The sequence below is a fragment of the Prochlorococcus sp. MIT 1201 genome, from assembly GCF_047303415.1.
Lineage (GTDB): Bacteria > Cyanobacteriota > Cyanobacteriia > PCC-6307 > Cyanobiaceae > Prochlorococcus > Prochlorococcus marinus_D.
Window position 1 is genome coordinate 344,016 of record NZ_CP138947.1, and the last position, 25,885, is coordinate 369,900.

Below are 25,885 nucleotides of genomic sequence, written 5' to 3' on the forward strand. Positions count from 1 at the left end.
CCTGTAGCCCCTCAGTTGAGAGGTGCTACAGGAGTTGGAGCTGGCTCTGAGTGAGTCTCTTCGCCGTTCTGAGGCACGCCTCTGAGTGTGAGGTTGATACGGCCACGATTGTCAATCTCTCGGATCCGTACTGTCACCTCATCACCTACTTTTACGACGTCGTCGACCTTCTCCACGCGAGCCTCTGACAGCTGGGAGATGTGGATCATGCCCTCTTTGCCGGGCAGGATCTCTACGAAAGCCCCGATCGGAATGATCCTTGTGATGGTTCCGGTGAACACCTCCCCCTCGTTTACTTTGCGGGTGAGTCCTTCGATGATGCGTTGGGCTGCCTCTGCAGCAGCCCCGTCATGAGAAGCAATCGTGACGATGCCACCGTCTTCAATGTCGATCTTGGTGTTCGTGCGTTCTGTGATGCCCTTGATTGTGCGACCTCCAGGGCCAATCACTGTGCCGATCAGTTCTGGATCGATTCTGAAGCTCAGCAGGCGCGGGGCATGGGGAGAGAGGGTAGTTCTGGGAGCGTCGATGGCTTCCAGCATCTTCTCGAGGATGTGGATCCTGGCAGGGCGGGCCTGATTGACAGCTTCTGCAATGGTTTTGACCGGAAGGCCGGTGATCTTCATGTCCATCTGCAGAGCCGTGATGCCATCTTTTGTTCCAGCCACCTTGAAGTCCATATCACCGAGGAAGTCCTCGATTCCCTGGATGTCAGTGAGGATGCGAATCTCAGCATCTTCCTTGATCAAGCCCATGGCGGCTCCGCTGACTGGAGCCTTCAGTGGAACACCTGCATCCATGAGGGCCAGGGTGCTGCCGCAGACCGAGCCCATCGAGGTGGACCCATTGGAGCTGAGGACTTCGCTCACCACCCTGAGCACGTAAGGGAAGGTGTCCTTGGGAGGCAGGACTGGAATGATGGCGCGTTCAGCGAGGGAACCATGGCCTACCTCACGGCGCCCGGGCGATCGCATTGGACGTGTCTCGCCAACGGAATAGGGGGGAAAGTTGTAGTGGTGTAGATAGGTCTTCTCAGGTCCAGGGTTGAGGTCATCCATCTCCTGGGCATCGCTGGGTGTGCCCAGGGTGGCGGTGGACAGTACCTGGGTGAGTCCGCGTTGGAAGAGTCCGGATCCGTGCACGCGTTTTGGCAGCACGCCTGCGGCGGAAGTGATGGTGCGGACCTCATCGAGCTTGCGACCATCGACACGTTTGCCTTGTTTGATGATCTGCTCACGCATCAATTTTTTTGTGAGCGCCTTGAAGTTGTTGCTCAAGACTTTGCTGTTGGCATTCACTGACTTGCGAACGGCATCGTCTTCTTTGAGGCTGTCAATGGCTTCAGCTGTTTTCGCTTTGATGGCATCCAACTTGCTATCGCGTTCAGCTTTGGTCTGCTCAAATTGCTTAAGCACTTCCCCGATGCTCTTGCTGCAATTTTTTTCCAGATAAGTCGACAGTTGGGTGTCTTGAGTGGGGGGTTCCGGCTGTACCTGCTCAATCCCTGCATCCTTGAGGATGGTTTGCTGTGCCTTGATTAATTCGCAGACGGCTTCATAGCCAAAGTCGATGGCTTCGATGACGTCCCCTTCTGGCAGCTGGTTTGCACCGGCTTCAACCATGACAACCCCATCTGGGGTGCCAGCTACCACGAGATCGAGATCGCCACGTTCGATTTCTCGATAGCTGGGATTCAGAACGAAATCATCACCGAGAAGCCCTACCCTTACTGCAGCCATTGGCCCCTGGAAGGGGATGCCTGCTAGCAAGGTGGCCATGGAAGCTCCCGTAACGGCCAGCACATCTGCTGGAACCCGTTCATCGAGAGAGAGGCATGTTGCCACGATCTGAAGGTCGTCCCTCATCCAGCTAGGGAATAAGGGCCTCATGGGGCGGTCGATTAGACGAGCGATCAGTGTGGCTCTCTCTGGCGGGCGTCCTTCACGTCGCATGAAACTGCCAGGAATGCGGCCAGCGGCATAGAGCCGCTCCTCGTAGTCGCAAATCAGGGGAAGAAAATCGATGCCTTCGCGGCCTGTCGATCTGGTGGCGGTTACCAGGACGGAGGTGTCGCCGCATTCCATCATCACGGAACCACCGGCCTGGGGGGCATATCGCCCTGTGGTCAGCCGAATCTCCCGACCATCAAAGGAGATCGACTGTGTCTGACCTTGCACGTTCTCTTATGTTTTTTTGTCAAGCACCATACTGGCACTTTGCCGAGTCAACTTTCGTGGAATTTTGGAATTGATTCCTGTTGGTTCAGTTGCTAAGCAATAAAAAAGAGGGATGGATGACTTCAATCCCTCTTGCGAATTAGTAAGAGCTTTCCACTCCTATAGATGCAGAAATGGTTTGAGAGTTACCAGCTGGACTTGACGACTCCAGGAAGTTCGCCCTTGTGAGCTCGTTCTCTGAGCTGGTTGCGGCATAGCCCGAAGTCGCGATAGACGCCTCTTGGCTTTCCTGTGGCCCAGCAACGATTGCGGATGCGGGTTGGAGCACTGTTGCGCGGGAGAGCTTGAATCTTGCGGTGGATCTCAAGACGTTGCATTGGATCCTTGGCTGCATCGAATGCTGCCATTAGAGCCGCTCTCTTGGCTGCGTAGCGCTCAACAATCTTCTTGCGCTTTACATCACGGGCGATCATTGACTTTTTAGCCATGCGGCAGTTTTGAAGCGCGAGGGTAGATAACGAACTTTACCTTCCAACTGCTGCAATTGTTTTGCTTGCCCAGTTTTCAGCTGCTCAGGCTCTTGCAAATAGGGCAGATCAGTGACCGATCAGCTGTTGCACCACAGATAGTTGAGTGGTGTCGCGAACGATCAGCACCACACTGAGACCTACCAATAAAAAAAAGCCTGATTGCATGAAAGCCATCTGGATGCGCTCCGGAATTGGTCGCCCACGCACGCCTTCTAATAGCAGTAGCAACAGTTGGCCGCCATCAAGTAGGGGTAGCGGAATGGCATTGAGTACGGCGAGATTGATCGAAAGCAATGCCGCGAAGAGCACTAGGCCAGAACTACCCTGGCTAGTTAGCTGGGCGCCCATTTCGACAATCTTCACAGGGCCACTGACTTGTTGGGCTGTGGTTGCGAAATCGGTGATGAGTCCTGAATAGCCCTTAACGGTTCGACTGAGTAGGGAAATGAATTGGCTGTCAACATGGTTTAGAACCTCTCCGGGGCCCTGGGCCCGGCGGGTTTTGCCTGTGACGTTGGCCTGCAATTGGGCGCCCACCCTGCCATTGCCTTGTTGCTCAGCGGGGATGAGCACAATCTTGCTGCGTTGATCCGAACGGACTCTGTCCAGGTGAATTTTGCTGCCTGGTGACTCTTTGATTTGACTCACCAGGGCCTGGATCGCTTCTTGACCTCGCCCTAGCTCGTTGCCATCCACGCTGAGGATTCGATCGCCAGCGGCTAGCCCTGCAGCAGCAGCGGCTTCTCCGGGTTGAACGGCTACAACGATGACACCTGGATCAGGTTGGCTTGGCAGCCCGATCATGACGGCTTGGCCCATTAGCACCAGCCATGCCAGCAGAAGATTGGCCATGACCCCTGCACAGATCACCAGGGCTCGTTGTCTGATCGGCCGGTTGCGTAGTAGGTCGGGATCATCAGGGGGGATTTCGCTGTTTTCGTCGTCATCAGGAAATGAAACGAAGCCTCCTAAAGGCAGAACTCGCAGCGCATATGTGACACCCCTTCGTTGTCGTTTGATCAGCGCCGGTCCAAACCCGATCGAAAATCCATTCACACGGATTCCCTGAGCAGTGGCAGCCAGAAAGTGCCCAGCTTCATGAATGATGATCAGCAGGGCTAGAACCGTCAGCGCCGCAAAAACGTTCATTCAGCTTCTAGTAATGGGTTCATTCTGGCTCTAGGCGATCGTTGCCGAAATAAGGCACAAGTGCCTTGGGGAGGAGGACACTCCCATCAGATTGCTGGCCTGTTTCGAGAAGGGCAGCCATGGTGCGTCCTACCGCTAGGCCACTGCCGTTGAGGGTGTGGATGAGTCGGGTACCTTTTTCGTCTTTGGTGCGAATAGCAGATCGCCGTGCTTGGAAGTCTCCACAGATACTGCAACTTGAAATTTCCCTGAAGGCGCCTGCTCCTGGTAGCCAGACTTCGAGGTCGTAGGTGCGTGAGGAAGAAAACCCTAGATCACCTGTGCAAAGCTCAATCACGCGGTAGGGCAATTCCAAGGCCTGCAGCACGGCTTCGGCATCGGCTGTGATCTGAGCGTGGGCCGCCTGCGAATGGTCTGGATGGACGAACCAATAGAGCTCCACCTTGTTGAATTGATGCAGCCGGATCAGGCCACGGGTGTCTCTTCCATAGCTGCCAGCTTCGCGGCGAAAACATGGACTGTAAGCGGCGTATCGCAGTGGCAGTTGCTCAGCGGGGATGATTTCATCGCGGTGCAGAGATGTCACCGGCACCTCTGCAGTTGGTGTTAGCCAGAGGTCGTCTTCAGCGCAGCGGAAGCTTTCTTCGGCGAATTTTGGCAGCTGACCAGAGCCCGTAAGGCTGGCGGTATTCACCAGTACCGGAGGCATCACTTCTCGATATCCCTTTGAGGTGTGAAGGTCGAGCATGAAGTTGATGAGTGCTCGTTCCAGTCGTGCACCCTGACCCATCAGGGTTACGAAGCGACTTTGGGCAATCCGTACAGAGCGTTCTGTTTCGAAAAGTTTGAGCCTCTCGGCAATTGACCAGTGCTCAAGAAGGTCTTTCCCTTCACGTGGCTTGCCCCAACAGTGTCTTTCCTGGTTGTCGTTCTCGTCGCGTCCTTCAGGACAATCAGGGGAGGGCAGGTTTGGCAAGCTCAGCAGTTGCTCTCGCAATCGGGCTGATAGTTGTTTCTCCTCGTCTTCTAAAACGGCTACCTTTTGCTTGATTAGGTTGCCTTGCTGTCTTAGTTCTGCCACGTCGCTGGCTTTTGGGTCGCTTCCTTGCTGGATCCGTTGACCGACTTCCTTGCCGATCCGATTCCCTTCTGCTTGGAGGCTGCTGCGCTGTTCCTCGAGATTTCTTTGTTGCTGGGCGATCAGTTGTAGGCCAGTTAGATCTAACGTCATGCCCCTTCGGCCCAGTTCGTTGGCAATCAGGTCGGGGTTGTCCCGCACCAGGCGCTGGTCAAGCACGAGGGTTTTCAAGTCAGCGCGGGCAGCCTAAGTGTTGTTGGCCAAGCAAATGAATTCTGTTTGGTTTCGCCTATGCAGCCTGGAGATTGGAAGCAACAGAAGATGCTGCTCGGGCTCTTCCGCTAGCGGCCCATTCCTTAAGGGCGTTGAGCTGTTCTCGGGCTGTGCGGGAGAGCGGCACCAGTTGGCTGGCAGCAAGAATTAGGTCGGTCTCTCCAAGTTCTCGGCGTTCGGCGAAGGCCAAGTGCATGGCCTCAATCACAGTCTGTTCGAGTTCGGCACCTGAGAAGCCTTCGCTTCGATCGATTACCGCCCCCAAGGGCAGCTTTAAGTTCGGTCTTCGTCGCTGTATATGGAGCTCAAGGATGTTGCGGCGTTCCTCGCTGAATGGCAGGTCAAGCAAAAAGATTTCGTCGAAACGACCTTTGCGCAGAAGCTCTCCAGGTAAGCGTTCTACGCCATTAGCGGTAGCGACGACAAAGACCGCGGAGGTTTTCTCCGCCATCCAGGTGAGCACGTTGGCAAGGACACGTTGACTGGTGCCGCCATCACTTCGGGCATCACCACCAAAACCTTTGTCGATCTCATCGATCCAGAGAACACAAGGAGACATGGCTTCTGCCCGCTGGATCGTCTCTCTGGTACGTGCCTCGCTAGCACCCACTAGCCCGGCAAATAGGCGGCCTACATCGAGGCGCAGCAGTGGCATCGACCAGTTGTGGGCGATGGCCTTGGCGGTGAGCGATTTGCCTGTGCCTTGGGGGCCGATCAGTAGAACGCCGCGGGGCAGTGGCAAGCCAAAGTGACGAGCTTCGTCGGAGAATGCCTGATGGCGTTGCTCTAGCCAACCCTTAAGGCTATCGAGGCCGCCTATGTCGGCAAGCGAGGCTTCTGTAACGCAGTACTCCAGAACCTCGCTGCGAGCAACCGTCTGACGCTTTTCCTCAAGGACTTCGGCGAGATCTGCCCAACCTAGTTTGCCCCGCTGTGCTAGGGCTCGGGCTGCTACCTGACGCACCCTCATTTCGCTGAGGCCGCTGCAAGCGTGGGTGAGCTCTTCTAAAACGTCTGCTGAAAGGGGGGAGCCGCTTGCCTGGGCAATGTTCTCCAGCAGTGTTCGTAGTTCTGGTTCCTGAGGTAGCGGAAGATCGAGAATGGTCAGGGAATCATCAAGATCGCTGGGCGGAGTCCATGGCCCTGAGCAGAGCACCACAGTGTGGGGTTGATGGCGCAAGTGAACCGATAAGTTGCGCAACATGCGTGCGATACCAGCGTCTTCGCAGAAGTGATAAAAATCTTTGACTAGCAATAGGGTTGGACTACTGGCATCAAGTTGTTGCAGCCATTGCAGGACGGCCATCGGTTGACGTGCCCCAAGCCCTTCTTCGTTAAGCACGCCTTTAAGGCCGCCAATAAAATCCCAGCTGGCAAGGCGACGGGGCTGTAGTCGTTTTGCGGCTTGCTCAAGCAGCACTTCAACACGCTCCTCTTCGCTGCTGCGAATCCAAAGGAGAGGTGTTCTGGCTCTGATTAGCAGATCCAGGTGGTTATCCCAGCTCGTCATGGCGAGGTGAGTTTGTGTAATGCTGCCCAGCGTGGATCGAGATCAGTTCCCTCAGGTTTCACGGCAGTGGTTTGGGCTGAGGGCTGCAGTTGAGCTGGACCGGGACAATCGGCCCCACAACGTTTGACTAAAGGCATCCGCAGACTCAGTTGTTCGAAAACCCAACGTTCTGGGTCAAAGCTGCCAAGAGGGTCAAGGCACTCCATCAGTGCATCCATATCCTCGGAATGGCTCGAGGCATTGAGTTCGTTTGGTTTTGGACCATTGCCCTTCAGCCAGATCAGTTCTTCGGTGTTACAGGCGAGGGTTTGATTGAATTCGCTTAGGCATCGATCACAGCAAAGGGTGACGATGGTTTGGAATTTCCCTTTCACTTCAAGAATGCTGCCTTGATGCTCGGCGCTGATGCTGCCTCTCAATGGGGTGAGAGAAGACATCTCGTCCAGATGTCCCTCGATCGACCAGTGCCGAGGAGCAGCCAAGGCTTTTAGGTCTTGCAATGAAATGGGTTGGAGCCCTGGGATCATTTACTACGTTTTTTTGGTTCAAAGGGAAGACGATCTGATCCACCGATTGCTTCTGTTGCTAACGCAGGTTTGGACAGCTGGTCATTGAGGATTTTCTGCAGGTTCTCAGGTAGGGCTTCACGACTAAGCAGAAAAGTCTGACCTGCTTGAAAGATGTTTGCGATCACCATATACAGCAATACACCTGCTGGTAGTGGAAAGAACAAAAACATGCCCGTGATCATCACTGGCGTGATCTTGTTGGCTGTTGATTGTTGAGGGTTCGCAGGCAGCCCCCTGCCGGACAGGACTTGCGAGACCAAAAGCGTCAAGCCGAAACCACCAACCAGAATTGCGATATCCCAGTTGATTTCCCCATCAACGTAGAAACCAACTTGACCAAGGGCCTTAATGAATAGAAAGCCACTTTGGGCAGCAAGGCCAGGAATTTTGCCTTGAACAGTTGCATCGCCTTCAGCCAAAGCCTGGACAGTGCCATCCGCAGATACCTTGACAAGATCATCCCCCTTGGTGACGCTCCAGGTTGGCGTGAACTTGGTTCCACCTTCTACGTCAGAAAGCCTGCTTGTGAAGCTTTCGCCAGTGAGTGTTTGCAGCTTGATTTGGGCCTTGTCTCCTACTCCTAATTTTGTGCCTCTTGGCAGAGAGGCAATGACTGGGAAATGCTTGGTTTCACTGATGAAAATCGAATGCTTGCTACTGGTAAATGGCTTTGGCTCAATGGCTGCAATTTGGTCGCTAGGCAGCACCTTGAGGTTCACCAAGTAGGGCACATCAGCAAAAGGTGATCCTCTAAGGGTTGCAAACAGGGCGAAGAGAATTGGCATCTGTACCAATAGGGGTAGGCACCCTGAGAGAGGGTTGCCGAACTCCTTCATGACTTTCCCCAGTTCCTCCTGTTGCTTCTGAGGGTCTTTGGCATAACGGCTCTTGATTTCATCCTGGCGCTTCTTCATCGCCGGCTGGGCGATCCGCATGCGACGAGCGCTACGAATGGATCCAGCACTTAAGGGGAACAGTGCCAATCGGATGACCACTGTGAGGGCGACGATGGCGAGGCCATAGCTCGGCACTAATCCGTAGAAGAAATCCAGGATCGGGAGCAGAATGTTGTCGGAGATGTACCCGATCACGGTCGATTGCTGAGGGTGGATGGAACTGTGATGCCAGTGTGCATCAGCACCTATATGGCTGAGTTACAGGCTGGGGTCTATTTAAGCCGCAAAGCCCTTTAGATCCTGGGGTGAACCTTTGGCCCTGCGGGCGCTAATCCGCGCATTGATGTATTTCTCGGTTTCTCTGAAGCTAGGTAAAGAGCGCATCTCAAGTCTTGAACCATCGTTGAGTACCAGTACCATGTCGCCCCAGGAGCCCAGGCCACGAGGCACTGAGCGCACCTCCTTGATTTGGCTATACACGACTTGGGTCTTATCGCGTCCCAGCCATCCCCCAGTCACCGACACGCGTCGATTGGTAATGCGAAAGCGCAGCCACAACGCTCGAATCACAGCTCCAATGGTGAAAGGAAGGCCAATCAGTGTTAGCCCCATCAATAGGTTGATGATGAGATCGCTTTGAGCGGGGCCTCCCTCATAGAAGACCTCTTCTGAGGTTGTGATCATGACAACAAACCTGCTTGATGGAGCAATCTGTCGCATTCTTCTAGCAATGGAGACGCCTCTATTGCGGAGGCGACTGGCTTGAGGCTGATCAGCACCCAGTGATTGCAATGCTCGGGTGCAACCTCAAGCCTGCTTCTTAGGTGATCGTGCAGAAGTCGACGCAGACGGTTGCGAATGACGGCCCGTTTGCTCACTTTGCTGCTGATCACAACGGCACAACGGCATGCCGTGGAGTTGTGGTGCCGATGGGGTGCTTTGAGCAGTTGGGGATCTGCTTCGATGACACGGAGCACCATTGAAGTTCCATAAAAGCGATAGCCCCACTTCTGAAGGCGCTGAAAACATCGACTTCCCCTTAATCGCATTGATGCTGGCAGCACCATTGGAGGCTGGCTTCCTGAGCAAGTGGCGTGATTTGAGTGGTTGACCCGCACGCAGTGTTATTGATTAGACCGCGAGACGTGTGCGACCACGTTTTCGGCGACTGCGGATCACTCTTCGACCAGTGTGAGTTCGCATGCGCACACGAAATCCTGAGACGCGTTTTCGCTTGCGGCTGGTTCCACCAAAGGTTCTTTTTGTCATTGAAGGAGAACGGCGTACAGCCTTTTGTCAGTCGACCAACTTATCAGTTCAGTTGATGTCAATTAGCCAGCTGCCAAGGTACCCGCCCATTGGCACATCTCCAGGAGCTTGGGCAAGGGCATTGAACTGGAACATTCCACGTTGATTGGGATTAAAGATTTTCATGACCACCGCATAGGTGCCTTCTGTAGGGATGGGGGTGTCCGGGAAGACTTCAATGCTTGTTTGGTCTTCAGAGATTTCGAAAATTGCAGGAACCTCTTCTTTGCAGCGGGTGCGTGACAGCATGCCTCCTAGATGGACAAGGCAAAGGTTCAGCTTGTTTGGTTTGATCTTTGCATCGAAATAATCAGGTACAGAGATGCTTAGCTTGAGGATCGCAGTTTTGCGGTCCTTGGGTTTCAGCATCAGGTAATAGGTTGCTCTGTCACGCCTGATGGTTGAGCTTTGCCAGTAATAGAGCTTTTTATAGTCTTTAGAGTTCTCCCAGCGAAATTCAAGTAGCGCTGGTGTTGCCTGGGCTCGAGCCTTTGGTGGTGTGATGCTTTCAAGCATCACACTGGAACCGATCAAACCCGCAGTGAGGCCTCCTAACGCAAGGGTGCCTGGAATACAAAACCTGAAGAGCTGCTTAACCATGAGATCAAAGCGGGTGTGTTGGTAACCACCAGCACTAAAAAGTACATCGATTCTCCTTTGCTCTCCTCGATGAATCACAACGACTAGGACGGCCTAGTAGTTGGCAGCTTTTGGTGCTGCAAGTGATTCAGCATCGATCTGGACGCAGTAGCGAGGTTTGGCCAAGGTAGGGATGTTGGGGGGGCTGATCTGAGGGCAGCCAGGCATGGGCAAGCATGCGGATGCAGCGTTTGAGATCTCCCTCGACATACATTTGCTGGCAGTCCAGCAGTGCTATCGACTCCCATCCTGCTTGTCGGCGCGCGATCGCTGCAGGGAAACAGGCGTTTAGGTCTGCCGTTACAGAGAACGTGATGGACACGATGTCTGCAGGGTTGAGTTGATTGCGTTGCATTAGCGCTTCCACGAGCTCGCTGACGGCTGCCTCGATGGCTTGGGTCGTGTTGGCAGAGCTTGTTGTGGCACCTCTGAGCCCGTGTAAGTGGAGGCCGCCATAAGGGATGGCAGTGGTCATGGCAGAAAGAGCCAGAGCACCTGACCATTGTTGCCAAGCTCAAGGTTGAGAAGCTCAGCAAGTTTGGATAGGAGTTTGCTGCCTGGCAGAAATCCCGCCAGCCGTTTTTTGGGCCGCCCAAGTTTGAGTGTTTGGGTGTTGGCTTCATCAAGGTCCGCCAGCTTGGCCGCAAGTTTTCGAGCATGTTCTTCATCTCCCAGCTCATCGACGAGTCCGAGTTCATGGGCCTGAGCTCCGCTGAACACGCGGCCGTCGGCGAAGTTGCGCACCTCTTCGGCACTGAGATGGCGGCCTTTTGCTACCGCGTTCACAAATTGCTCATAGCTGCTATCGATCAGTGATTGCAGGAGCTGACGCTCCTCTGCTGTGAGTGCGCGATCAGGCGAGAGAATGTCCTTGTAGGTGCCGCTTTTTACTGTCTCGAAGCGGATGCCGATTCGCTCTAGCAATTTGGAGAGGTTGTTGCCCCGCAAGATGACCCCGATTGAGCCAGTGATTGTGCCGGGATTGGCAACAATTTTTTCTGCAGCTACCCCGACATAAACACCGCCGGAGGCGGATACATTGCCGAAGCTCGCTACGACATGACAACCCTTTTCTCTAAGCCTGAGCAGGGCCGCATGGATTTCCTGACTGTCACCAACAGTTCCTCCTGGGCTGTCGATGCGCAACAGAAGAGCGGGAAACTCTCTATCTTCAACTTCCTTGATCGCTTTCAGCACCCGCTCACGCGTTGCACCGCTGATTGCTCCGTCAATGGTGATGTGTGCGATCCTTCGGCGAGATTTGCGTCGCCAGAGCCAGCCCATTCAATTTCTTCGTAGAGGATTGGATCTTAAAAAGGAACCTGCTTGTTGCCTTCATGTTGTCAATACGGCACTGGCTGTTGATGGTCCTGCCCTTTGCCCTTTGGGGTACGGCCATGGCTGCGATGACACCTCTGGTGATTTCGGGCGGACCGCTTCTCGTCGCTTGTCTGCGCCTTTTGCCAGCAGGAGTTGTCATCCTGCTGGCCTTGCCGTCGTTGGGTCGGCACTGGGCTATCGCCTCAACTGACAGGATTTGGTTCCTGGTCTTTACGGTTGTTGATGCATGTCTTTTCCAAATGTTCCTGGTCAAGGGCTTGGCCTACACCGGAGCAGGGATGGGATCGGTGCTGATTGACTCCCAGCCATTGCTGGTAGCTCTGCTGGCACGCAGCCTCTTTGGAGAGTCCATCAACCCAGTTGGCTGGATGGGTTTGATGTTCGGTTTGGTCGGAATTATCTGCCTTGGGGCCCCGCCGGATTTGTTGCGCCATTGGTGGTTGCTAGGCGAACAGGCGTCTGGTTCCAGTTTGTTGGAGCAAGGGGAAGGCTGGATGCTCGCAGCAGCCATCGCCATGGCCTTAGGCACAGTGCTGAGCAGGTATGCCTGCCGGAGCAGTGATCCCGTTGCGGTCACTGGTTGGCACATGGTCTTAGGCAGCTTGCCGTTACTGCTCTGGCACAGTTTTGATCGCAGATGGCCTTTGTGGCCTGATTGGACTGGCTTTGATTGGGGATTGATGGCCTACGCCAGCTTGTTTGGCAGTGCCCTGGCCTATGGATTGTTCTTTTGGCTCGTCAATCGGGAGGAGCTCACAAGCTTTAGCACCCTGGCATTCCTTACACCGGTGTTTGCCCTTGCTGCTGGTGGCGTTTGGCTAGGAGAACGGCTTCAGCCTCTGCAATGGTTCGGGGTGGCTTTGGTCCTACTTTCGGTGCTTGTTGTGAGTCAGCGTCGTCGACTATGGGAACCGGTTGAAGTTGACTCGGATGTGTTGCCGAGGGAAATCGGCTGATGTTATTTCGTGACTTGCGTTTGGATGGAGATGGTCCACTCTGCTGGCCTGCCCCTATGGCACTTCAGAAGATATTGAGTCTGCTCAGGAACATCGCCAGGGATGCCACCATCACTAGATGGTGCTGACGTTTGCTGCGAAGGTGTTGCTGTCTCCTCTTCAACGGCGTCGAGGTCTGCTGCTGATCCTGGCTTTTGGGTTAGCTCTCTGCCTTTGGCAGTTAGGAGACTCTGGTTTGGTTGATGAAACCCCGCCTCTCTTTGCCGCTGCAGGTCGTGCCATGAGTACGTCAGGAGATTGGCTGACGCCGAGGGTTAATGGTCTGCCTCGCTTCGACAAGCCTCCTCTGGTTTATTGGCTAATGGGGTTGATTTATGCCTTGCCCGGCCATGAGGTTTGGGACCCATTAGGGACATGGGCGGCACGTCTTCCTTCTGCGCTTGCATCTGTCTTGATGATGCTGGCCCTTGGCGACACTGTGATGTGTTGGCCCCAGAAGAATGACGCTTGTCCACGCCGAACAGCTGTTGCGGTGGCCTTGGCCTTTGCTCTTTCGCCACTGGTCATGGTCTGGAGTCGGGTTGCTGTTAGCGATGCCTTGTTTTGCAGCACCTTGGGGGTGAGTTTGCTTCTGCAGTGGCGCCGCTTTGCTGCCCCGAGTACCCAGCCATGGTGGTTGGCCTGGCTTGTTTTGGGTTTAGCAGTGCTGACCAAAGGACCAGCGGCTGTCGTGCTGACTGGCATGGTGCTTGTTCTATTTGCTTTGCTGCAGTGGAATCTGGCCAGCCTTTGGCAGCGGTTGCGCCCTCTGCCTGGTTTGTTGATTACTGCTCTGATCAGCCTGCCTTGGTATGTGGCGGAATTGCTTGTGGAGGGACAACCTTTTTGGGATAGCTTCTTCGGCTATCACAACTTTCAACGCTTCACATCAGTAGTCAATAGTCACCTGCAGCCCTGGTGGTTTTTCGGACCTGTCTTGGTGGTTGCGTCCCTGCCATTTACCCCCTTGCTGATCCTTGGGCTGTTGCAGGCCTTCGTTCCAGTCAGGAAGGGTGGTGCGCTTTGCCAGTCAGAGCCTGAGGGATCTCTGCAGAGTTTTGCAGCCTGTTGGCTGCTAGCTGTGTTGCTGCTATTCACTTGCGCAGCCACAAAATTGCCAAGTTATTGGTTGCCTGCGACACCGGCGGCCGCGTTATTGATTGGATTGGCTGCAAGTGTTTCCCCTCAACAGCGACCAGGCCTTGTTTGGGCATGGGGCGGATCAGTTGTTTTGGCGGGATTGTTAGCGGCAGGGCTTTGGGCTTCACCGTTCTGGGTTGAATGGATTGATGACCCGGAGATGCCCACCCTTGCGGCAGAACTGCTGGCTAGTCGTCTTGTACTCAGGGCAGCAGTTTTTTTCAGCCTTTCGGTGCTACTTGGGATCTGGTTGGCTTTGCGGCCACGGCCTGGGCGATTGCTGGCCCTTCAAGGGCCATTGGTTGCTTTCCAATTGTTTTCGTTCTTACCGATGTGGGCGTTGGGTGACAAGGTGCGCCAGTTGCCTGTAAGGCAAGTTGCTCAACTGTTGGTCGCTTCTCAGAAGTCTCGCGAACCCTTGGTGATGGTTGGGGCAATCAAACCTTCACTTCACTTCTATACCGATCAGGTGGTGGTTTATGAGGGGCGCTCTGCGGGGGCGTTAGTGAACCTGGATGATCGATTACGAGACGAAGAGCGCAGGGGATGGTCAGGTCTGCCTATTGAGGGGCCCATGGGATCTTCAACCGCTCTCGTGGTGATTGATCAGGGCACAACGCAGAGGAGGCATTGGCAGGACCTTCAGCCTGAGCTGCTTGGCAAGTTCGGGATCTATAGGGTTTGGCGGTTGGATCGTCGGACTCTTGAGAAGCGAGCGAATCAGCTCAAAGCTGAAGGTTTCCAAACTGATTGGCGGCAACCACGACCTGAGCGTTTCTGATGTTTTGGTTGTCTTCATTGCAGGATGAAGTGGCGGCTTCGCCCTGCTCTTGTCATTTGCTTTTGGACCACCATGCGAGCAAGACGTCTTGGATGGTGCGTGAGCAGGATTTAAGCGTTGCTCTCCGATTGGGGCGGGTCAGCAAGTTGCAGTCTTCTACAGAAACCACAGCGTCCCCAGAGGGCCATTTCTCCAGCTGGGGCAGGACTACCGCAGGCCTGACATGCGGCCATGCCATGAACATCAATTCTGCTTGGATGTCGTGCCCAGATGCTGGCTTCACTTTCCAGCTTTGGGGTACTTCCGGGGTGGTGTTGTTGAATGCGTAGATCTTTGATGTCATGGCCCGCGGCACGCAGGGCTGCCAAGAGTTGGGGGCGGTTATAGAGCAGGGCCTGCCTCCACTGAGGATGGCTGGCGCCGATGATCAAAACCCCTTGGCGAATGTTGAGTGGGCGGCAGTGAGGAGCAAGCAGGGGGCCTGCCAGTCGGGGCCATTCTTGCCAGAGACCAGCCATGGAGCCTTGTCGCTTCCAGTCACGCTTAATGGATTCAAGGCAGTTGCAGAGGGCTGTGACTGGGGCAGGAGGCGCTTCTTGCAGCACTTCTCCTCGACCAAGCCGTTTGCGTTGCTGATCAGGAGCTATGGCCATCTCAAAAGCCTAAGTGGAGTCTGGGCTCCAGCTCGCTAGCCTCCGAGAGGTCTTTTCAATGCCTCGATGGGCTTCTTTGACCGGTTAAGCCGCTTATTACGTGCCAATCTCAACGATCTTGTGAGTAAGGCCGAGGATCCCGTCAAGATCCTTGATCAATCGGTTGCAGACATGCAAGCCGATTTGGTCAAGTTGCGACAGGCTGTTGCTATGGCTATCGCCAGTCAGAAGCGGCTTCGCAATCAGGCTGATCAGGCTGAGGGTCAAGTTAGAACCTGGTACGAACGTGCTGAACTGGCTCTTCAGAAGGGTGAGGAGGATCTCGCGAAGGAAGCCCTTACTCGCCGTAAGGGTTTCCAGGAATCTTCTACGGCGCTCACCAACCAGCTCAAGGGGCAGGAAGGGCAGGTGGAGACTCTCAAGCGCAGCCTAGTGGCTCTTGAGGGCAAGATCGCCGAGGCCAGAACCAAGAAGGACATGCTCAAGGCCCGAGCACAGGCGGCAAAGGCCCAGCAGCAATTACAGAGCGCTGTGGGCAATCTCGGCACTAACTCTGCAATGGCGGCCTTTGATCGCATGGAAGACAAGGTCCAGGCCTTGGAAGCCAGTAGTCAGGCTGCCGCGGAGCTCGCCGGTGCTGATCTTGAGAGTCAGTTTGCTGCTCTGGAAGGTGGGAACGATGTCGATGATGAACTGTCTGCTCTTCGTCAGCGTCTTGAGGGGGGGGATGAGGTAGTGGCTTTGCCCGCCGCGGAGACGTCTTCACTTGAGAAGAGTAAGGATGCCAATGGCCCAGAGGTGGAGGCTGTCAAGGTGGCTGAGGTGGATGCTGAGTTGGAGGAACTGAAGCGCGCCATCGACAAGCTCTGAAAGGGGATGGATTTCATCGGCAGAGCATTGCGCGGCAAGATTTCTTGCCTCATTTGCGGAGTTCTTAACGGCTGCTTATTTGATGTAGTAACCGATCACCAAAACACAGTTTTGGCTTTCCGTTGATGGCGACTTCAAGGCGTCTAGGCAGATTGGGTCGTGGCGTTTTTGACCGCAATGACCGCCGTAAGCAGGCTTATCGCCTCGCTAACTCAGGCCCTCAACGTTTGTCTCTGCTGGATTTGTCACTGGGGTCCACAGACTTATCACCTCCAGTGGTGGCACTTGAGGCTATTGAAGTTGCTCTAAGGGCACCTGAGAGCTCTTCCTATTGCTTGCATGCTTCGACGAGGTCCTTTCGGGAGGCTGTCGCTGCGTGGAGTCAGAGGCGCTTCGGTGTCAGCGTTGATCCAGACCGGGAAGTGTTGTTGTTGGTCGGTTCACAGGAGGGAACGGCCCACCTGCCTTTGGCAGTTTTGGATCCTGGGGATTCTGCCTTGATTTTGGATCCTGCTTATCCTTCACATCGCGGTGGCTTGATTTTGGCCGATGCCCGTATTGAACGACTGCTGCTACGACCGGAGCAGGAATGGCGACCTGACTTCAAGGCTTTAAGCAACAGTCAGTGGGACCAGCTGCGGATGATGGTTTTTGGGTTTCCTCATAACCCCACAGCCCAGGTAGGAGAACAGAGCTGGTTGGCGGAAGCGATGGATCGGGGCATCCGTCATCAAGTGGTGGTTGCTCACGACAATCCTTATGTGGATTTGGCACTAGACGGTGAGGCGCCAGCTCTGTTGCGTTGTCCTGGTTGGAGGGAATGCGGGATTGAGTTTTTCTCCTTCTCCAAGGCCTGGTGCTTGGGTGGGTTCCGATTGGCCTTTGCGATTGGTGCTGAGCATTTGATTACAGCCCTACGTGAGCTCAAGGGTGTCGTGGATTTCAACCAATCCTTGGCTTTACAGAGAGGCGCCATAGCGGCCCTTACCGATGCCCAAGATTGGCCTCAAGAGATTCTTGGGGTGGACCGGGAGCGCAGAGACAGAACCCTGGCAGCTCTCCATGCATTGGGTTGGCATGCTCCTTGTCCATCAATGGCGCTTTATCTTTGGTTGCCGATTCCAGCCTGGGCAAAGCAGCAGAACTACAACGATGAGACTTTGGCAGCAGATCTTTTGGATCAGACTGGAGTTGCCTTGACGCCTGGATCAGGTTTTGGTTCTGGCGGGGATGGTTGGCTGCGCCTAGCCCTGGTCCATCCGGTGGAAGATTTGGAGGCGGCAGTTGCCCGGATGTGGCCTTGGTGGCATGCGCACATCTGAGTCATGGACTGGTGCTGCTGCGGTTGCTCGTTTGTGGCGTAAGCAGTCTTGTGGAGCTAGGCCATGGCAGTTGCGATGGCAGCCGGTCTGTGCGAGTACTGAGTTGATGTTGTCTGGTTGGCTGAAGCAGCAGCCTTGTTCAGCTCAGCAGCCTCGGGCCTTGTTTGCTGATCGCCAGACCCATGGGAGGGGACAGCGTGGTCGGGTCTGGCAGTCACCGATCGGTGGGGTTTGGATCAGTGCCGCTTTGCCCTGGTTTGATGCTCAGTGCTCTGCCGGTATTTTTGGAGTAGCGGTGGCTGTGGCGCTGGCTGAAAGGCTCGAGCGGCGGGGAGTGCCCGTGAGTATCAAGTGGCCTAACGATTTGATGGTGGGGGACCGTAAATTGGCTGGTCTCTTGCCGCGATTGGTGCACCGTGGCAGTCGCGTCAGGCTGGCACGTATTGGTCTTGGCTTGAATGTTTGCAACCGTGTGCCCAGAGAAGGGATTGCCTTAGATGAGTTGCTTCGATCCGGCCAGTGTCAGCCTCTGGTCTGGATGGCAGAAGTGTTATGCGCTCTTGATCGAACCATGGAGTTGGCTGGTCGAGCCGATTGGGTTTGCGCCGAAGCTGAGCGACGCCTGTGGACAAAGCAGGTTCGTGATCCGAAGGGTGGTGAATTCTGGGACGTGATCGGACTGGGACTGGATGGGTCGCTTTTGCTGAGCCAGGGTTCTCGGACCATGCGCTGGACACGTTGGTGATAACTGAGTTGGACTTTTTCTATAGTTTTTCTCGTCTGAGGATCCGATCGGGTGCCGTTTCGCTGGTTCGCTGCTGCATGGCTGCTTTCAGTGCCTGTCCTTGCCAAGCCAATGGATCCTGTTGCTCAAGCGGTTCGGCAAGCACCGTTGTTACCTGCGCGTGAGGCTAGTCAGCTTGCGCGGCCGCAAAGGTTTGATCAATCTCTTGAAGAGCTGGAGCGCAACAAGGTGATCACTTCAGCGGAACGCCGACAGTTGGAGGGGCATGGGGTGGGTTTGACGATCGATGTGCCTCGGATGCAGCAGGCCTGTCGTAGTGGTGCTCTGTCAGCCAAGGAATGTGCCAGTGGCGTTGCTCTGCGGTCTAGGGGGCGTCGAGGTCGTTCCCAGTTCAGCTTGCTGCGCCGTGGTCCTGGCGGTCGGCCATTGCCGCCGCTTACGGTTCCGGTTTCGGCATTGTTGGCAGGCTCTGGGAGTGGCTTCAGCTTGGCTTCAGTGTTTGCGGTGACTCCGAGGCCCAAGCCCCTGCGAGGGAATCGAGATCGTCAGCTTCTTTTCCCGATCATGGGTGGGGCTTTTACCAGTAGTGAATTCGGCATGCGTTTGCATCCTGTGATTGGCCGTTGGTTGATGCATGCGGGTAAAGACCTAGCCGCACCAGAAGGTGCTCCGGTGGTGGCTGCATTAACGGGAACTGTTGTCAGTAGCGGCCTAGCTGGGGGCTATGGCATTGCTGTTGAACTGGAACATGATGCTCCTCGCAGGCGCACGCTTTATGGGCATCTTTCAGAGATTTATCTGCGGCCGGGCCAGCAGGTTCGTCAAGGGGAGGTGATTGGTCGGGTTGGTAGTACTGGCTTAAGCACTGGTCCACATCTCCATTTCGAATTGAGACGCCCTCAGGGTGGCGGTTGGGTTGCGATGGATCCCGGTGAGTTGGATCTCAATCCACTCATGGCTTCAGGTGTCGACCCGGTTTCGCTGTTGGTCGGTCAGTTGATCGAGAGCCTCGAACGGCCTTAATCAATTAATGCTTTTCTTCTCGAAGGATGAAGCCAACCCCGCGAACTGTGTGAATCAAAGTAGGAGCACATTTTTGTTCAATCTTTTGGCGCAGATAGCGGATGTAAACGTCTAGAAGATTGTCATCTCCGAAGAAGTCCTCTCCCCATACAGCTTTCATAATGGCTTCACGCTCGTGAACTTTTCCTGCTCCAACCATTAGGAAATGTAGCAATTCATATTCTTTTACCGAAAGTTGAATCGTGCGATTGTCGCGCGTTACATCTCTTGTGCTGGTGTTCATCTTTAAGTCCGCCACTTGTATGGTCTCTGGTTGATGCTCGATGCCAGAATCTCCTGAGAATTGCTCTGCTCTGCGTTGCATGGCTCGTAATCTGGCCATGAGCTCTTCAATGGAGAAGGGTTTGGTTAGATAGTCATCAACTCCACTATCCAGTGCCTTGACGCGATCGGTGACATCGTCATGCCCTGTGAGCATCAAGATCGGTGTCTTAATGCCACTAGAACGAATGCGTTGACAAATGTCGATACCTGTGAAATCAGGAAGGTTCCAATCAAGAATGATTAGGTTTGGGGATGGATCACTTCGAGCTTTGATCAACCCTGAGGCGTCGTCCTCCGCCACGCTGACCTCATAACCCTCAACATCCAGCTCTAGGCGTAGAAGTTCTGTCAGCCTCGGTTCATCATCCACCAATAGGACTCTGGTTCTCGGTGATGATGCGTTAGTCATTCATGCAATCAACCTGTTGGCTACTTAAGCAGTTTCGAGGGATCTAGACCTTTTGCAATCAATGGTTATTCCGGGGCCTCTTCCCTCAGGGTGAGGATCCATTGAGGAGGGCGGGAAGTCTCTCGAAGAGGTCTGGTTTGATGACATAGCTTTCAGCACCGGCCTTGAGGACCTGGCGATGCTTGATTGGGTCACTGAGAGCGGATATAACAACAATTCTTGGCAATTTGTGATGAAAAGCTTGTCGATGATGCAGTTGCTGCAAGCATTCCAGCCCATTCATGCCTGGCATCATCAGGTCTAGTAGCACTAAATCAATGCTCTCCAAAGAGCTGTTGTCAAGAAAGCTTTCGGCCGATTCAAAGCTCAAGACGTGATGGCCTTCGTCTTGAATTTCCTCCTTGAGCAACTCACGAACTCTGGGATCGTCATCCACTATCGCCATGGTAAGAGGATGGGTTTTACCCGATAATTTGATGCGATTAGGGGCATCGGTTGGGTTCATTCTTTTATCGATCTGATATCAGTAGCAGCCAGCCCAGCGCTTCAGTCCCGAACGACTTGACCATCATGGAAGCGCGCCACTCGGTCAGCCCTTTCGGAAACATCGTTTTCGTGGGTGACCAATACCAAGGTGATCCCCTGATGATGTAACTCATCGAAAAGGTTGAGAACATCGTCTGTCGTTCTTGAGTCGAGAGCACCCGTGGGTTCATCAGCCAGAAGTAGAGCTGGTTGGTTGATAATTGCTCGGGCAATTGCAACCCGCTGCTGCTGACCTCCCGAGAGTTGATTGGGGCGGTTTCCCATTTGTTTGCTGAGACCTACTCGCTCGAGAGCTTGTTCAGCTCGCTCTTTTCGTTGGATAGCAGGCACCCCGGCATAGATCATTGGCAGCATTACATTCTCCAGGGCTGAGGCCTGAGGCAGTAGGTGAAACTGCTGAAAAACAAAGCCCAGTTCTTGATTGCGCAGATTGGCCAGCTCGTCATCATCGAGATCTTCGACTGCTACCCCGTTAAGCCGATAGCTGCCGCTGGTGGGGCGATCCAGGCAACCGAGAATGTTCATGGCTGTGCTCTTGCCAGAACCGCTGGCACCCATCACGGCTAAATAATCGCCTTGATACACGATCAGATTGAGATGGTCTAGAGCTTTTACTGTTCCAGCTCCTTGTCCGTAGAGCTTGCTGACTTCGCTCAGCACGGCGACGGGTGTGCTGCTTGCGGTTGGATTAGCCAATGGATCGTTGGCTGCCTAGAGCAATGGCTTCCTGGAGAAGCGGCGTGCCGGCTACGGCACTATTAGCCCATTGAAAGAGAGGATTGGAAAGGATCCCACCAACTGCTGTTACAACAACGCAACCCACAAGTGCTATTCGAAGTGGAGGCATGCCAATCGTTGACCATTGGATCGATGGATAGGACTTCACGACTTCGGAAGCTTCTTTAGGTTCTTTGACCACCATCATTTTGATGACAGAGATGTAGTAATAAATCGACACTACGGAGGTCACTAGGCCAACAACGACGAGGAGGTATTGATGGTCTGCCCAGCCAGCAAAGAAAAGATAGATCTTGCCAAAAAACCCGAGCATCGGAGGTATTCCACCCAAGGAAAGAAGGCAGAGGCTGAGTCCCAGCGTTATCAACGGATCCTTTTGATAGAGACCTGCATAGTCAGAAATTCGATCACTTCCCGTGCGGATTGAGAAGAGGATGATGCATGCAAAGGCGCCCAGGTTCATGAATAGATAGGCCGCCATATAGAGCACCATTGCGGCGAAGCCATCTTCGGTTCCGCACACCAAGCCAATCATCACGAAACCTGCCTGGCCGATGGAGCTGTACGCCAGCATTCGTTTCATTGATGTCTGCGCCAGCGCGACGACGTTGCCCAGGGTCATGCTCAACACAGCAAGCACGGTGAAAAGCAATTTCCATTGGTTGTCGAAGGCACCGAAGCAACCAACCAACAACCTCAGTGCAAGAGCAAAGCCAGCAGCTTTAGATCCCACTGAGAGAAATGCGACCACTGGAGTTGGCGATCCTTCATAGACATCCGGGGTCCATTGGTGGAAAGGCACCGCAGCAATTTTGAAGGCCACCGTGGCAAGTACGAAGACCAGTGATAGTGCTGCCAGTGGAGTAGGGCTGGTGAGTAAAGCAATGCCGATAGCCTGCAAGCTTGTGGTGCCGCTGAGCCCGTAGAGAAGAGAAGCGCCGTAGAGAAAGACTGCTGCCGCGGCGGAGCCCACCAGCAGATATTTGAGTGCTGCTTCGGAACTACGGGCATCTCGTTTCATGTAGCCAGCCAGGAGGTAGCTCGCCACGGAGAGGGTCTCGAGGGAGACGAACACGCTCACAAGATCAGTTGAGCCGCAAAGGAGCATTGCTCCGAGGGTTGCGGCCAGAAGGATGGCGGCATATTCACCAATTGGCGTGCCGCTCTGTTCCGCGTAACGCCAGCTGATCAGTAGTGACAGCAAGGTAGAGAGCGCCACCACGGCCCGAAAGGCAATGGCCAGGTTGTCAGCCAGAAAAGCTCCAAGGAACGAGGGTTCCAGAGGGGCATTCCATTGCTGGGCGAGGAGCACGAGTGCTGTGCCAAGGCCGGCATAACAAATGGGGGGTACCCAGCGGGCTGCAGCCTGCTCACCGGCTAAGTCCACAAGTAGGGTCGCCAGCATTGCGACGAGAACAGCCCCTTCAGGGGCAATCGCACCAGCATTCAGTGCAAGGTTGAGCAGTTCACCTGGAGCTGCCACGGCCTGGGTGGCGAGAAGAAATACACCCATTTCGGGCATGACGCGTGCACGATCAGACCAATTTGCGTGACTGTAGCTGTGCTGCCTTGCTATACCTTATTGAGAACATCGCATCATGCAGCTCGCTTGTCGGTGCGATAAAGATTGGAACGGTTACATCTCGTCTGTGGCGAACACTCTGGTCATTGTCGAAAGCCCTACCAAGGCGAGAACCATTCGAGGGTTTCTGCCCAAGGACTTCCGTGTGGAGGCCTCTATGGGCCATGTGCGCGACTTGCCCAACAATGCCAGTGAGATCCCTGCGGCCCAAAAGGGGCAGAAATGGGCCAATCTTGGCGTGAACACCACCGCGGATTTCGAACCTCTTTATGTGGTTCCGAAGGACAAAAAGAAGGTGGTCAAGGAGCTGAAGGCAGCTTTGAAGGAGGCTGATCAGCTGTTGTTGGCAACTGACGAAGATCGAGAGGGCGAAAGCATCAGCTGGCATTTGCTGCAGCTGTTGGCTCCCAAAGTGCCTGTCAAGCGGATGGTGTTTCACGAGATCACCAAAGAAGCCATTGCTAAGGCTCTGGATCAGCCCCGAGATCTCGACATGGAGCTGGTCCATGCCCAGGAGACGCGACGGATTCTTGACCGTTTGGTGGGCTACACGCTTTCGCCTCTGTTGTGGAAGAAGGTGGCATGGGGACTCTCCGCCGGTCGGGTGCAGTCCGTAGCAGTGCGGTTGCTTGTGCAGCGTGAACGTGCCCGTAGGGCTTTCCGTAGCGGCAGCTACTGGGATCTAAAGGCCAAACTTGCTAAGGGTGGTGGTCAATTTGAGGCAAAGCTCACCAGTCTGGCTGGCCAGAAGATCGCTACCGGCAGTGATTTCGATGAAACGACAGGTGCTTTAAAGGCTGGCAGAAATGTTCGTCTGCTTGGCGAATCAGATGCGCTCACTCTTTCCGAGTCCGTTCGCAGCAGTCAGTGGCGGGTTGAGGCGGTGGAAGAGAAGCCAACGGTACGTAAACCGGTGCCTCCTTTCACGACAAGCACTTTGCAGCAGGAGGCAAATCGCAAGTTGAGGTTTTCGGCTAGGGAAACGATGCGGTGTGCCCAGGGGCTTTATGAGCGTGGCTTCATCACCTATATGAGAACTGACTCTGTGCATCTATCCGACCAGGCTATTCAGGCTGCTCGGAGCTGCGTGGGGTCACGCTATGGCGACGATTATCTGAGCAAAACCCCACGTCAATTCAGCACTAAGTCACGCAATGCCCAGGAGGCTCACGAAGCGATACGACCAGCGGGTGAAAGCTTCCGTTCCCCAAGTGAATCTGGACTTGAAGGGCGCGACATGGCCCTATATGAGTTGATTTGGAAGCGAACAGTGGCCAGTCAGATGGCCGAGGCTCGACTCACCATGCTGGCGGTTGATCTTCGTGTGGCTGATGCCAAATTTCGGGCCACGGGTAAGCGCATTGATTTCCCAGGTTTCTTTCGCGCTTACGTGGAGGGCAGTGATGATCCAGACGCTGCCTTGGAAGGCCAGGAAGTTTTGTTGCCTGATTTAGCTGTCGACGATTCGCCCACGCTGCAGGATGTGGAGGCCCTCGGTCACCAGACTCAGCCGCCGGCTCGCTATAGCGAGGCTTCACTGGTGAAGATGCTCGAGAAGGAGGGCATTGGCAGGCCTTCCACCTACGCCAGCATCATCGGCACCATCGTTGATCGGGGTTATGCAGCATTGCAAAACAACTCCCTTACTCCCAGTTTTACTGCTTTTGCTGTAACCGCTCTTCTGGAGGAGCATTTCCCCGATCTTGTCGACACCAGCTTTACGGCTCGGATGGAATTCACGCTTGATGAGATTTCCACGGGCAAGGTGCAGTGGTTGCCTTATCTCGAAGGGTTCTACAAGGGCGAACAGGGCCTTGAGAGTCAGGTTCAGCAGCGTGAAGGTGACATCGACTCCAGTGTTTCTCGCACTGTGGATCTGGAGGGATTGCCCTGTGTGGTGCGCATCGGTCGTTTTGGGGCCTATCTGGAAGCCAAACGAGTGGGTGATGACGGCGAGGAGGAATCGCTTAAGGCCACCCTCCCTCAAGAGATCACCCCTGCTGATCTTGATGCAGAGAAAGCCGAGCTGATTCTCAAGCAGAAAGCTGATGGCCCGGAATCGATTGGGGAAGATCCGGAAACCGGTGATCAGGTTTACCTCCTTTTTGGTCAGTACGGGCCTTATGTGCAGCGAGGCCAGGTGGGTGAGGACAACCCCAAGCCGAAGCGGGCATCCTTGCCCAAAGGCAAGAAGCCTGATGAGCTCAGCCTTGATGAGGCACTGGGCTTATTGCGTCTGCCGCGCTTACTGGGAGAGCATCCCGATGGTGGACGAATTCAGGCGGGTTTGGGTCGCTTCGGACCCTATGTGGTCTGGGATAAGAGCAAGGGAGAGAAGGACTATCGCTCCCTTAAGGCGGAGGATGACGTGTTGGCGGTGGGGCTGAGCCGTGCACTAGAGCTTTTGGCGATGCCCAAGCGGGGCAGGGGCGGCCGGACTGCGTTGAAAGATCTTGGCATCCCGGATGGGAGTGAGGAGAAGGTGCAGGTTTTTGACGGTCCCTATGGCTTGTATGTCAAGCAGGGCAAGCTCAATGCCTCGTTACCTGAAGGGAAGGGCGTCGACGACATTTCTCTTGATGTAGCAGTGGAGCTATTGGCTGCCAAGGCTTTAAGTAAGAAGACAAGTCGACGCAAAAAGAGCACTTCAACAACCACTAAAAAAACCGCCGCAAGCAAACCAAAAACTCGTAAACCTCCTGCGACTACAAAGACAGGTCGGTTGCGAGCCAGTGCTGTTCGGGTCATCAAGCCTGGTGAGGTTTGATGCTCAAGGTGAGTGCAAGGGGCTTACTTGCTGATGGGTTAAGCCTGTTTGTTCCGCTGCTTATGTTGATGTTGCAGTCCTGCGCCAATACGCCGTTTGGTCAGGAACTTGCGAACAGTTTTGATGCTCCCATGCAGGAGCCTGTGCCTGTCGCACCTGTTTCCAGTGATCCAGAACCCACGAACTCTTCATCTGACTCAAGAGTTCCTGATCAGGACGTGAGCAATCCTGAAGCTGCTAATCCTCAGACATTGAGACAGGTTGAGCAGAAGCCAGAGTTGGCTAGTAACCCTGTCACCCCGCAGCCTTATCGCATCACCATCAAGTTGTCCGGTGCCGATCCATCGGCGCCGGCAGAAGCCGTCACTCAGGCCTTACGAATGGCTGGAGTGACTTTTGAGGTTGAGACGATTGAACGGGTCAAGGATCAGTCTTTGATCAGAGTGCCGCCTTCAGGTATGGGAGCCCAGCCTTGATCTGGTTTGGTGGCTTGCGCAAGGGTTCGAGAGCTGCTCAACCC

The 25,885-nt window shown here is 54.6% G+C and carries 26 protein-coding genes; 8 read left to right on the plus strand and 18 right to left on the minus strand.

The window, feature by feature from the left end:
• Nucleotides 1–11: 11 nt before the first annotated feature.
• The 13 genes from SIB41_RS01575 to sppA all read right to left on the minus strand — a co-directional run bounded on the left by SIB41_RS01575 (nt 12) and on the right by sppA (nt 11,413).
• Nucleotides 12–2,177 (minus strand): polyribonucleotide nucleotidyltransferase, encoded by a 2,166-nt coding sequence (locus tag SIB41_RS01575; protein WP_063419728.1) that lies wholly within the window; start codon nt 2,175–2,177, stop codon nt 12–14.
• A 185-nt stretch (nt 2,178–2,362) separates the two neighbouring features.
• On the minus strand, nt 2,363–2,665 hold the full coding sequence (gene rpsN, locus SIB41_RS01580; protein WP_011825275.1) for a 30S ribosomal protein S14: 303 nt from the start codon (nt 2,663–2,665) through the stop codon (nt 2,363–2,365).
• A 108-nt stretch (nt 2,666–2,773) separates the two neighbouring features.
• Complete coding sequence (rseP, locus tag SIB41_RS01585) at nt 2,774–3,856, minus strand: RIP metalloprotease RseP (RefSeq protein WP_413359903.1); 1,083 nt, start codon at nt 3,854–3,856, stop codon at nt 2,774–2,776.
• A gap of 19 nt (nt 3,857–3,875) precedes the next feature.
• The gene (gene serS, locus SIB41_RS01590; RefSeq protein WP_413361315.1) at nt 3,876–5,153 is read right to left on the minus strand and encodes a serine--tRNA ligase; all 1,278 of its coding nucleotides are present in this window, start codon (nt 5,151–5,153) and stop codon (nt 3,876–3,878) included.
• A 70-nt stretch (nt 5,154–5,223) separates the two neighbouring features.
• Nucleotides 5,224–6,717: an AAA family ATPase gene (locus SIB41_RS01595; RefSeq protein ID WP_413359906.1), complete on the minus strand. Its 1,494-nt coding sequence runs from the start codon at nt 6,715–6,717 to the stop codon at nt 5,224–5,226.
• Complete coding sequence (locus SIB41_RS01600; protein ID WP_413359909.1) at nt 6,714–7,244, minus strand: YceD family protein; 531 nt, start codon at nt 7,242–7,244, stop codon at nt 6,714–6,716. The genes SIB41_RS01595 and SIB41_RS01600 overlap by 4 nt, the downstream gene beginning before the upstream one ends.
• Nucleotides 7,241–8,377, minus strand: a complete 1,137-nt coding sequence (gene yidC / locus SIB41_RS01605) for a membrane protein insertase YidC (protein WP_413359911.1) — start codon at nt 8,375–8,377, stop codon at nt 7,241–7,243. Before yidC ends, SIB41_RS01600 begins: the two co-directional genes overlap by 4 nt.
• Before the next feature lie 81 nt (nt 8,378–8,458).
• The gene (locus tag SIB41_RS01610; RefSeq protein ID WP_011130738.1) at nt 8,459–8,866 is read right to left on the minus strand and encodes a PH domain-containing protein; all 408 of its coding nucleotides are present in this window, start codon (nt 8,864–8,866) and stop codon (nt 8,459–8,461) included.
• Nucleotides 8,863–9,249 carry a ribonuclease P protein component gene (locus tag SIB41_RS01615; RefSeq protein ID WP_413359913.1) on the minus strand — a complete coding sequence of 129 codons (387 nt, stop codon included), beginning with the start codon at nt 9,247–9,249 and terminating at the stop codon, nt 8,863–8,865. The genes SIB41_RS01610 and SIB41_RS01615 overlap by 4 nt, the downstream gene beginning before the upstream one ends.
• Nucleotides 9,250–9,313: 64 nt before the next feature.
• On the minus strand, nt 9,314–9,451 hold the full coding sequence (rpmH, locus tag SIB41_RS01620; RefSeq protein ID WP_011825283.1) for a 50S ribosomal protein L34: 138 nt from the start codon (nt 9,449–9,451) through the stop codon (nt 9,314–9,316).
• A 48-nt stretch (nt 9,452–9,499) separates the two neighbouring features.
• Nucleotides 9,500–10,090: a DUF2808 domain-containing protein gene (locus tag SIB41_RS01625; protein WP_413359915.1), complete on the minus strand. Its 591-nt coding sequence runs from the start codon at nt 10,088–10,090 to the stop codon at nt 9,500–9,502.
• Nucleotides 10,091–10,217: 127 nt separating this feature from the next.
• The gene (gene aroH, locus SIB41_RS01630; RefSeq protein ID WP_413359917.1) at nt 10,218–10,604 is read right to left on the minus strand and encodes a chorismate mutase; all 387 of its coding nucleotides are present in this window, start codon (nt 10,602–10,604) and stop codon (nt 10,218–10,220) included.
• Entirely contained in the window at nt 10,601–11,413 is an 813-nt protein-coding gene (gene sppA, locus SIB41_RS01635) for a signal peptide peptidase SppA (protein ID WP_413359919.1), read from the minus strand. Before sppA ends, aroH begins: the two co-directional genes overlap by 4 nt.
• Before the next feature lie 53 nt (nt 11,414–11,466).
• On the opposite strand from sppA, the gene SIB41_RS01640 reads away from it, so the two are divergent.
• Both SIB41_RS01640 and SIB41_RS01645 read left to right on the plus strand, forming a co-directional pair.
• Complete coding sequence (locus SIB41_RS01640; protein ID WP_413359921.1) at nt 11,467–12,426, plus strand: DMT family transporter; 960 nt, start codon at nt 11,467–11,469, stop codon at nt 12,424–12,426.
• 118 nt (nt 12,427–12,544) lie between these two features.
• The gene (locus SIB41_RS01645; protein WP_413359923.1) at nt 12,545–14,386 is read left to right on the plus strand and encodes an ArnT family glycosyltransferase; all 1,842 of its coding nucleotides are present in this window, start codon (nt 12,545–12,547) and stop codon (nt 14,384–14,386) included.
• A 110-nt stretch (nt 14,387–14,496) separates the two neighbouring features.
• Here SIB41_RS01645 and SIB41_RS01650 read toward each other — a convergent pair whose 3' ends face one another.
• The gene (locus tag SIB41_RS01650; protein WP_063400078.1) at nt 14,497–15,039 is read right to left on the minus strand and encodes a DUF721 domain-containing protein; all 543 of its coding nucleotides are present in this window, start codon (nt 15,037–15,039) and stop codon (nt 14,497–14,499) included.
• Nucleotides 15,040–15,105: 66 nt separating this feature from the next.
• On the opposite strand from SIB41_RS01650, the gene SIB41_RS01655 reads away from it, so the two are divergent.
• From SIB41_RS01655 to SIB41_RS01670, 4 genes are all read left to right on the plus strand, one after another.
• A complete protein-coding gene (locus tag SIB41_RS01655) occupies nt 15,106–15,909 on the plus strand; it encodes a PspA/IM30 family protein (protein WP_413359926.1) in 804 nt (267 codons plus the stop codon).
• 125 nt (nt 15,910–16,034) lie between these two features.
• The gene (locus tag SIB41_RS01660; protein ID WP_413359928.1) at nt 16,035–17,231 is read left to right on the plus strand and encodes an aminotransferase class I/II-fold pyridoxal phosphate-dependent enzyme; all 1,197 of its coding nucleotides are present in this window, start codon (nt 16,035–16,037) and stop codon (nt 17,229–17,231) included.
• Nucleotides 17,218–17,976: a biotin--[acetyl-CoA-carboxylase] ligase gene (locus tag SIB41_RS01665; protein ID WP_413359930.1), complete on the plus strand. Its 759-nt coding sequence runs from the start codon at nt 17,218–17,220 to the stop codon at nt 17,974–17,976. Before SIB41_RS01660 ends, SIB41_RS01665 begins: the two co-directional genes overlap by 14 nt.
• Before the next feature lie 51 nt (nt 17,977–18,027).
• Nucleotides 18,028–18,999, plus strand: a complete 972-nt coding sequence (locus SIB41_RS01670; protein WP_413359932.1) for a M23 family metallopeptidase — start codon at nt 18,028–18,030, stop codon at nt 18,997–18,999.
• A gap of 4 nt (nt 19,000–19,003) precedes the next feature.
• Here the strand turns inward: SIB41_RS01670 and SIB41_RS01675 are convergent, their stop codons facing one another.
• The 4 genes from SIB41_RS01675 to SIB41_RS01690 all read right to left on the minus strand — a co-directional run bounded on the left by SIB41_RS01675 (nt 19,004) and on the right by SIB41_RS01690 (nt 22,538).
• Nucleotides 19,004–19,732: a response regulator transcription factor gene (locus SIB41_RS01675; protein ID WP_413359934.1), complete on the minus strand. Its 729-nt coding sequence runs from the start codon at nt 19,730–19,732 to the stop codon at nt 19,004–19,006.
• Nucleotides 19,733–19,817: 85 nt separating this feature from the next.
• Complete coding sequence (locus tag SIB41_RS01680) at nt 19,818–20,237, minus strand: response regulator (RefSeq protein WP_413359936.1); 420 nt, start codon at nt 20,235–20,237, stop codon at nt 19,818–19,820.
• A gap of 41 nt (nt 20,238–20,278) precedes the next feature.
• The gene (locus tag SIB41_RS01685) at nt 20,279–20,974 is read right to left on the minus strand and encodes an ABC transporter ATP-binding protein (protein ID WP_413359939.1); all 696 of its coding nucleotides are present in this window, start codon (nt 20,972–20,974) and stop codon (nt 20,279–20,281) included.
• Complete coding sequence (locus tag SIB41_RS01690) at nt 20,967–22,538, minus strand: NAD(P)H-quinone oxidoreductase subunit N (protein ID WP_413359941.1); 1,572 nt, start codon at nt 22,536–22,538, stop codon at nt 20,967–20,969. The genes SIB41_RS01685 and SIB41_RS01690 overlap by 8 nt, the downstream gene beginning before the upstream one ends.
• A 127-nt stretch (nt 22,539–22,665) precedes the next feature.
• Between SIB41_RS01690 and topA the strand changes: the two genes are divergently transcribed.
• Both topA and SIB41_RS01700 read left to right on the plus strand, forming a co-directional pair.
• Nucleotides 22,666–25,365 carry a type I DNA topoisomerase gene (gene topA / locus SIB41_RS01695; protein ID WP_413359944.1) on the plus strand — a complete coding sequence of 900 codons (2,700 nt, stop codon included), beginning with the start codon at nt 22,666–22,668 and terminating at the stop codon, nt 25,363–25,365.
• Complete coding sequence (locus SIB41_RS01700) at nt 25,365–25,841, plus strand: hypothetical protein (protein WP_413359947.1); 477 nt, start codon at nt 25,365–25,367, stop codon at nt 25,839–25,841. Before topA ends, SIB41_RS01700 begins: the two co-directional genes overlap by 1 nt.
• Nucleotides 25,842–25,885: the final 44 nt, after the last annotated feature.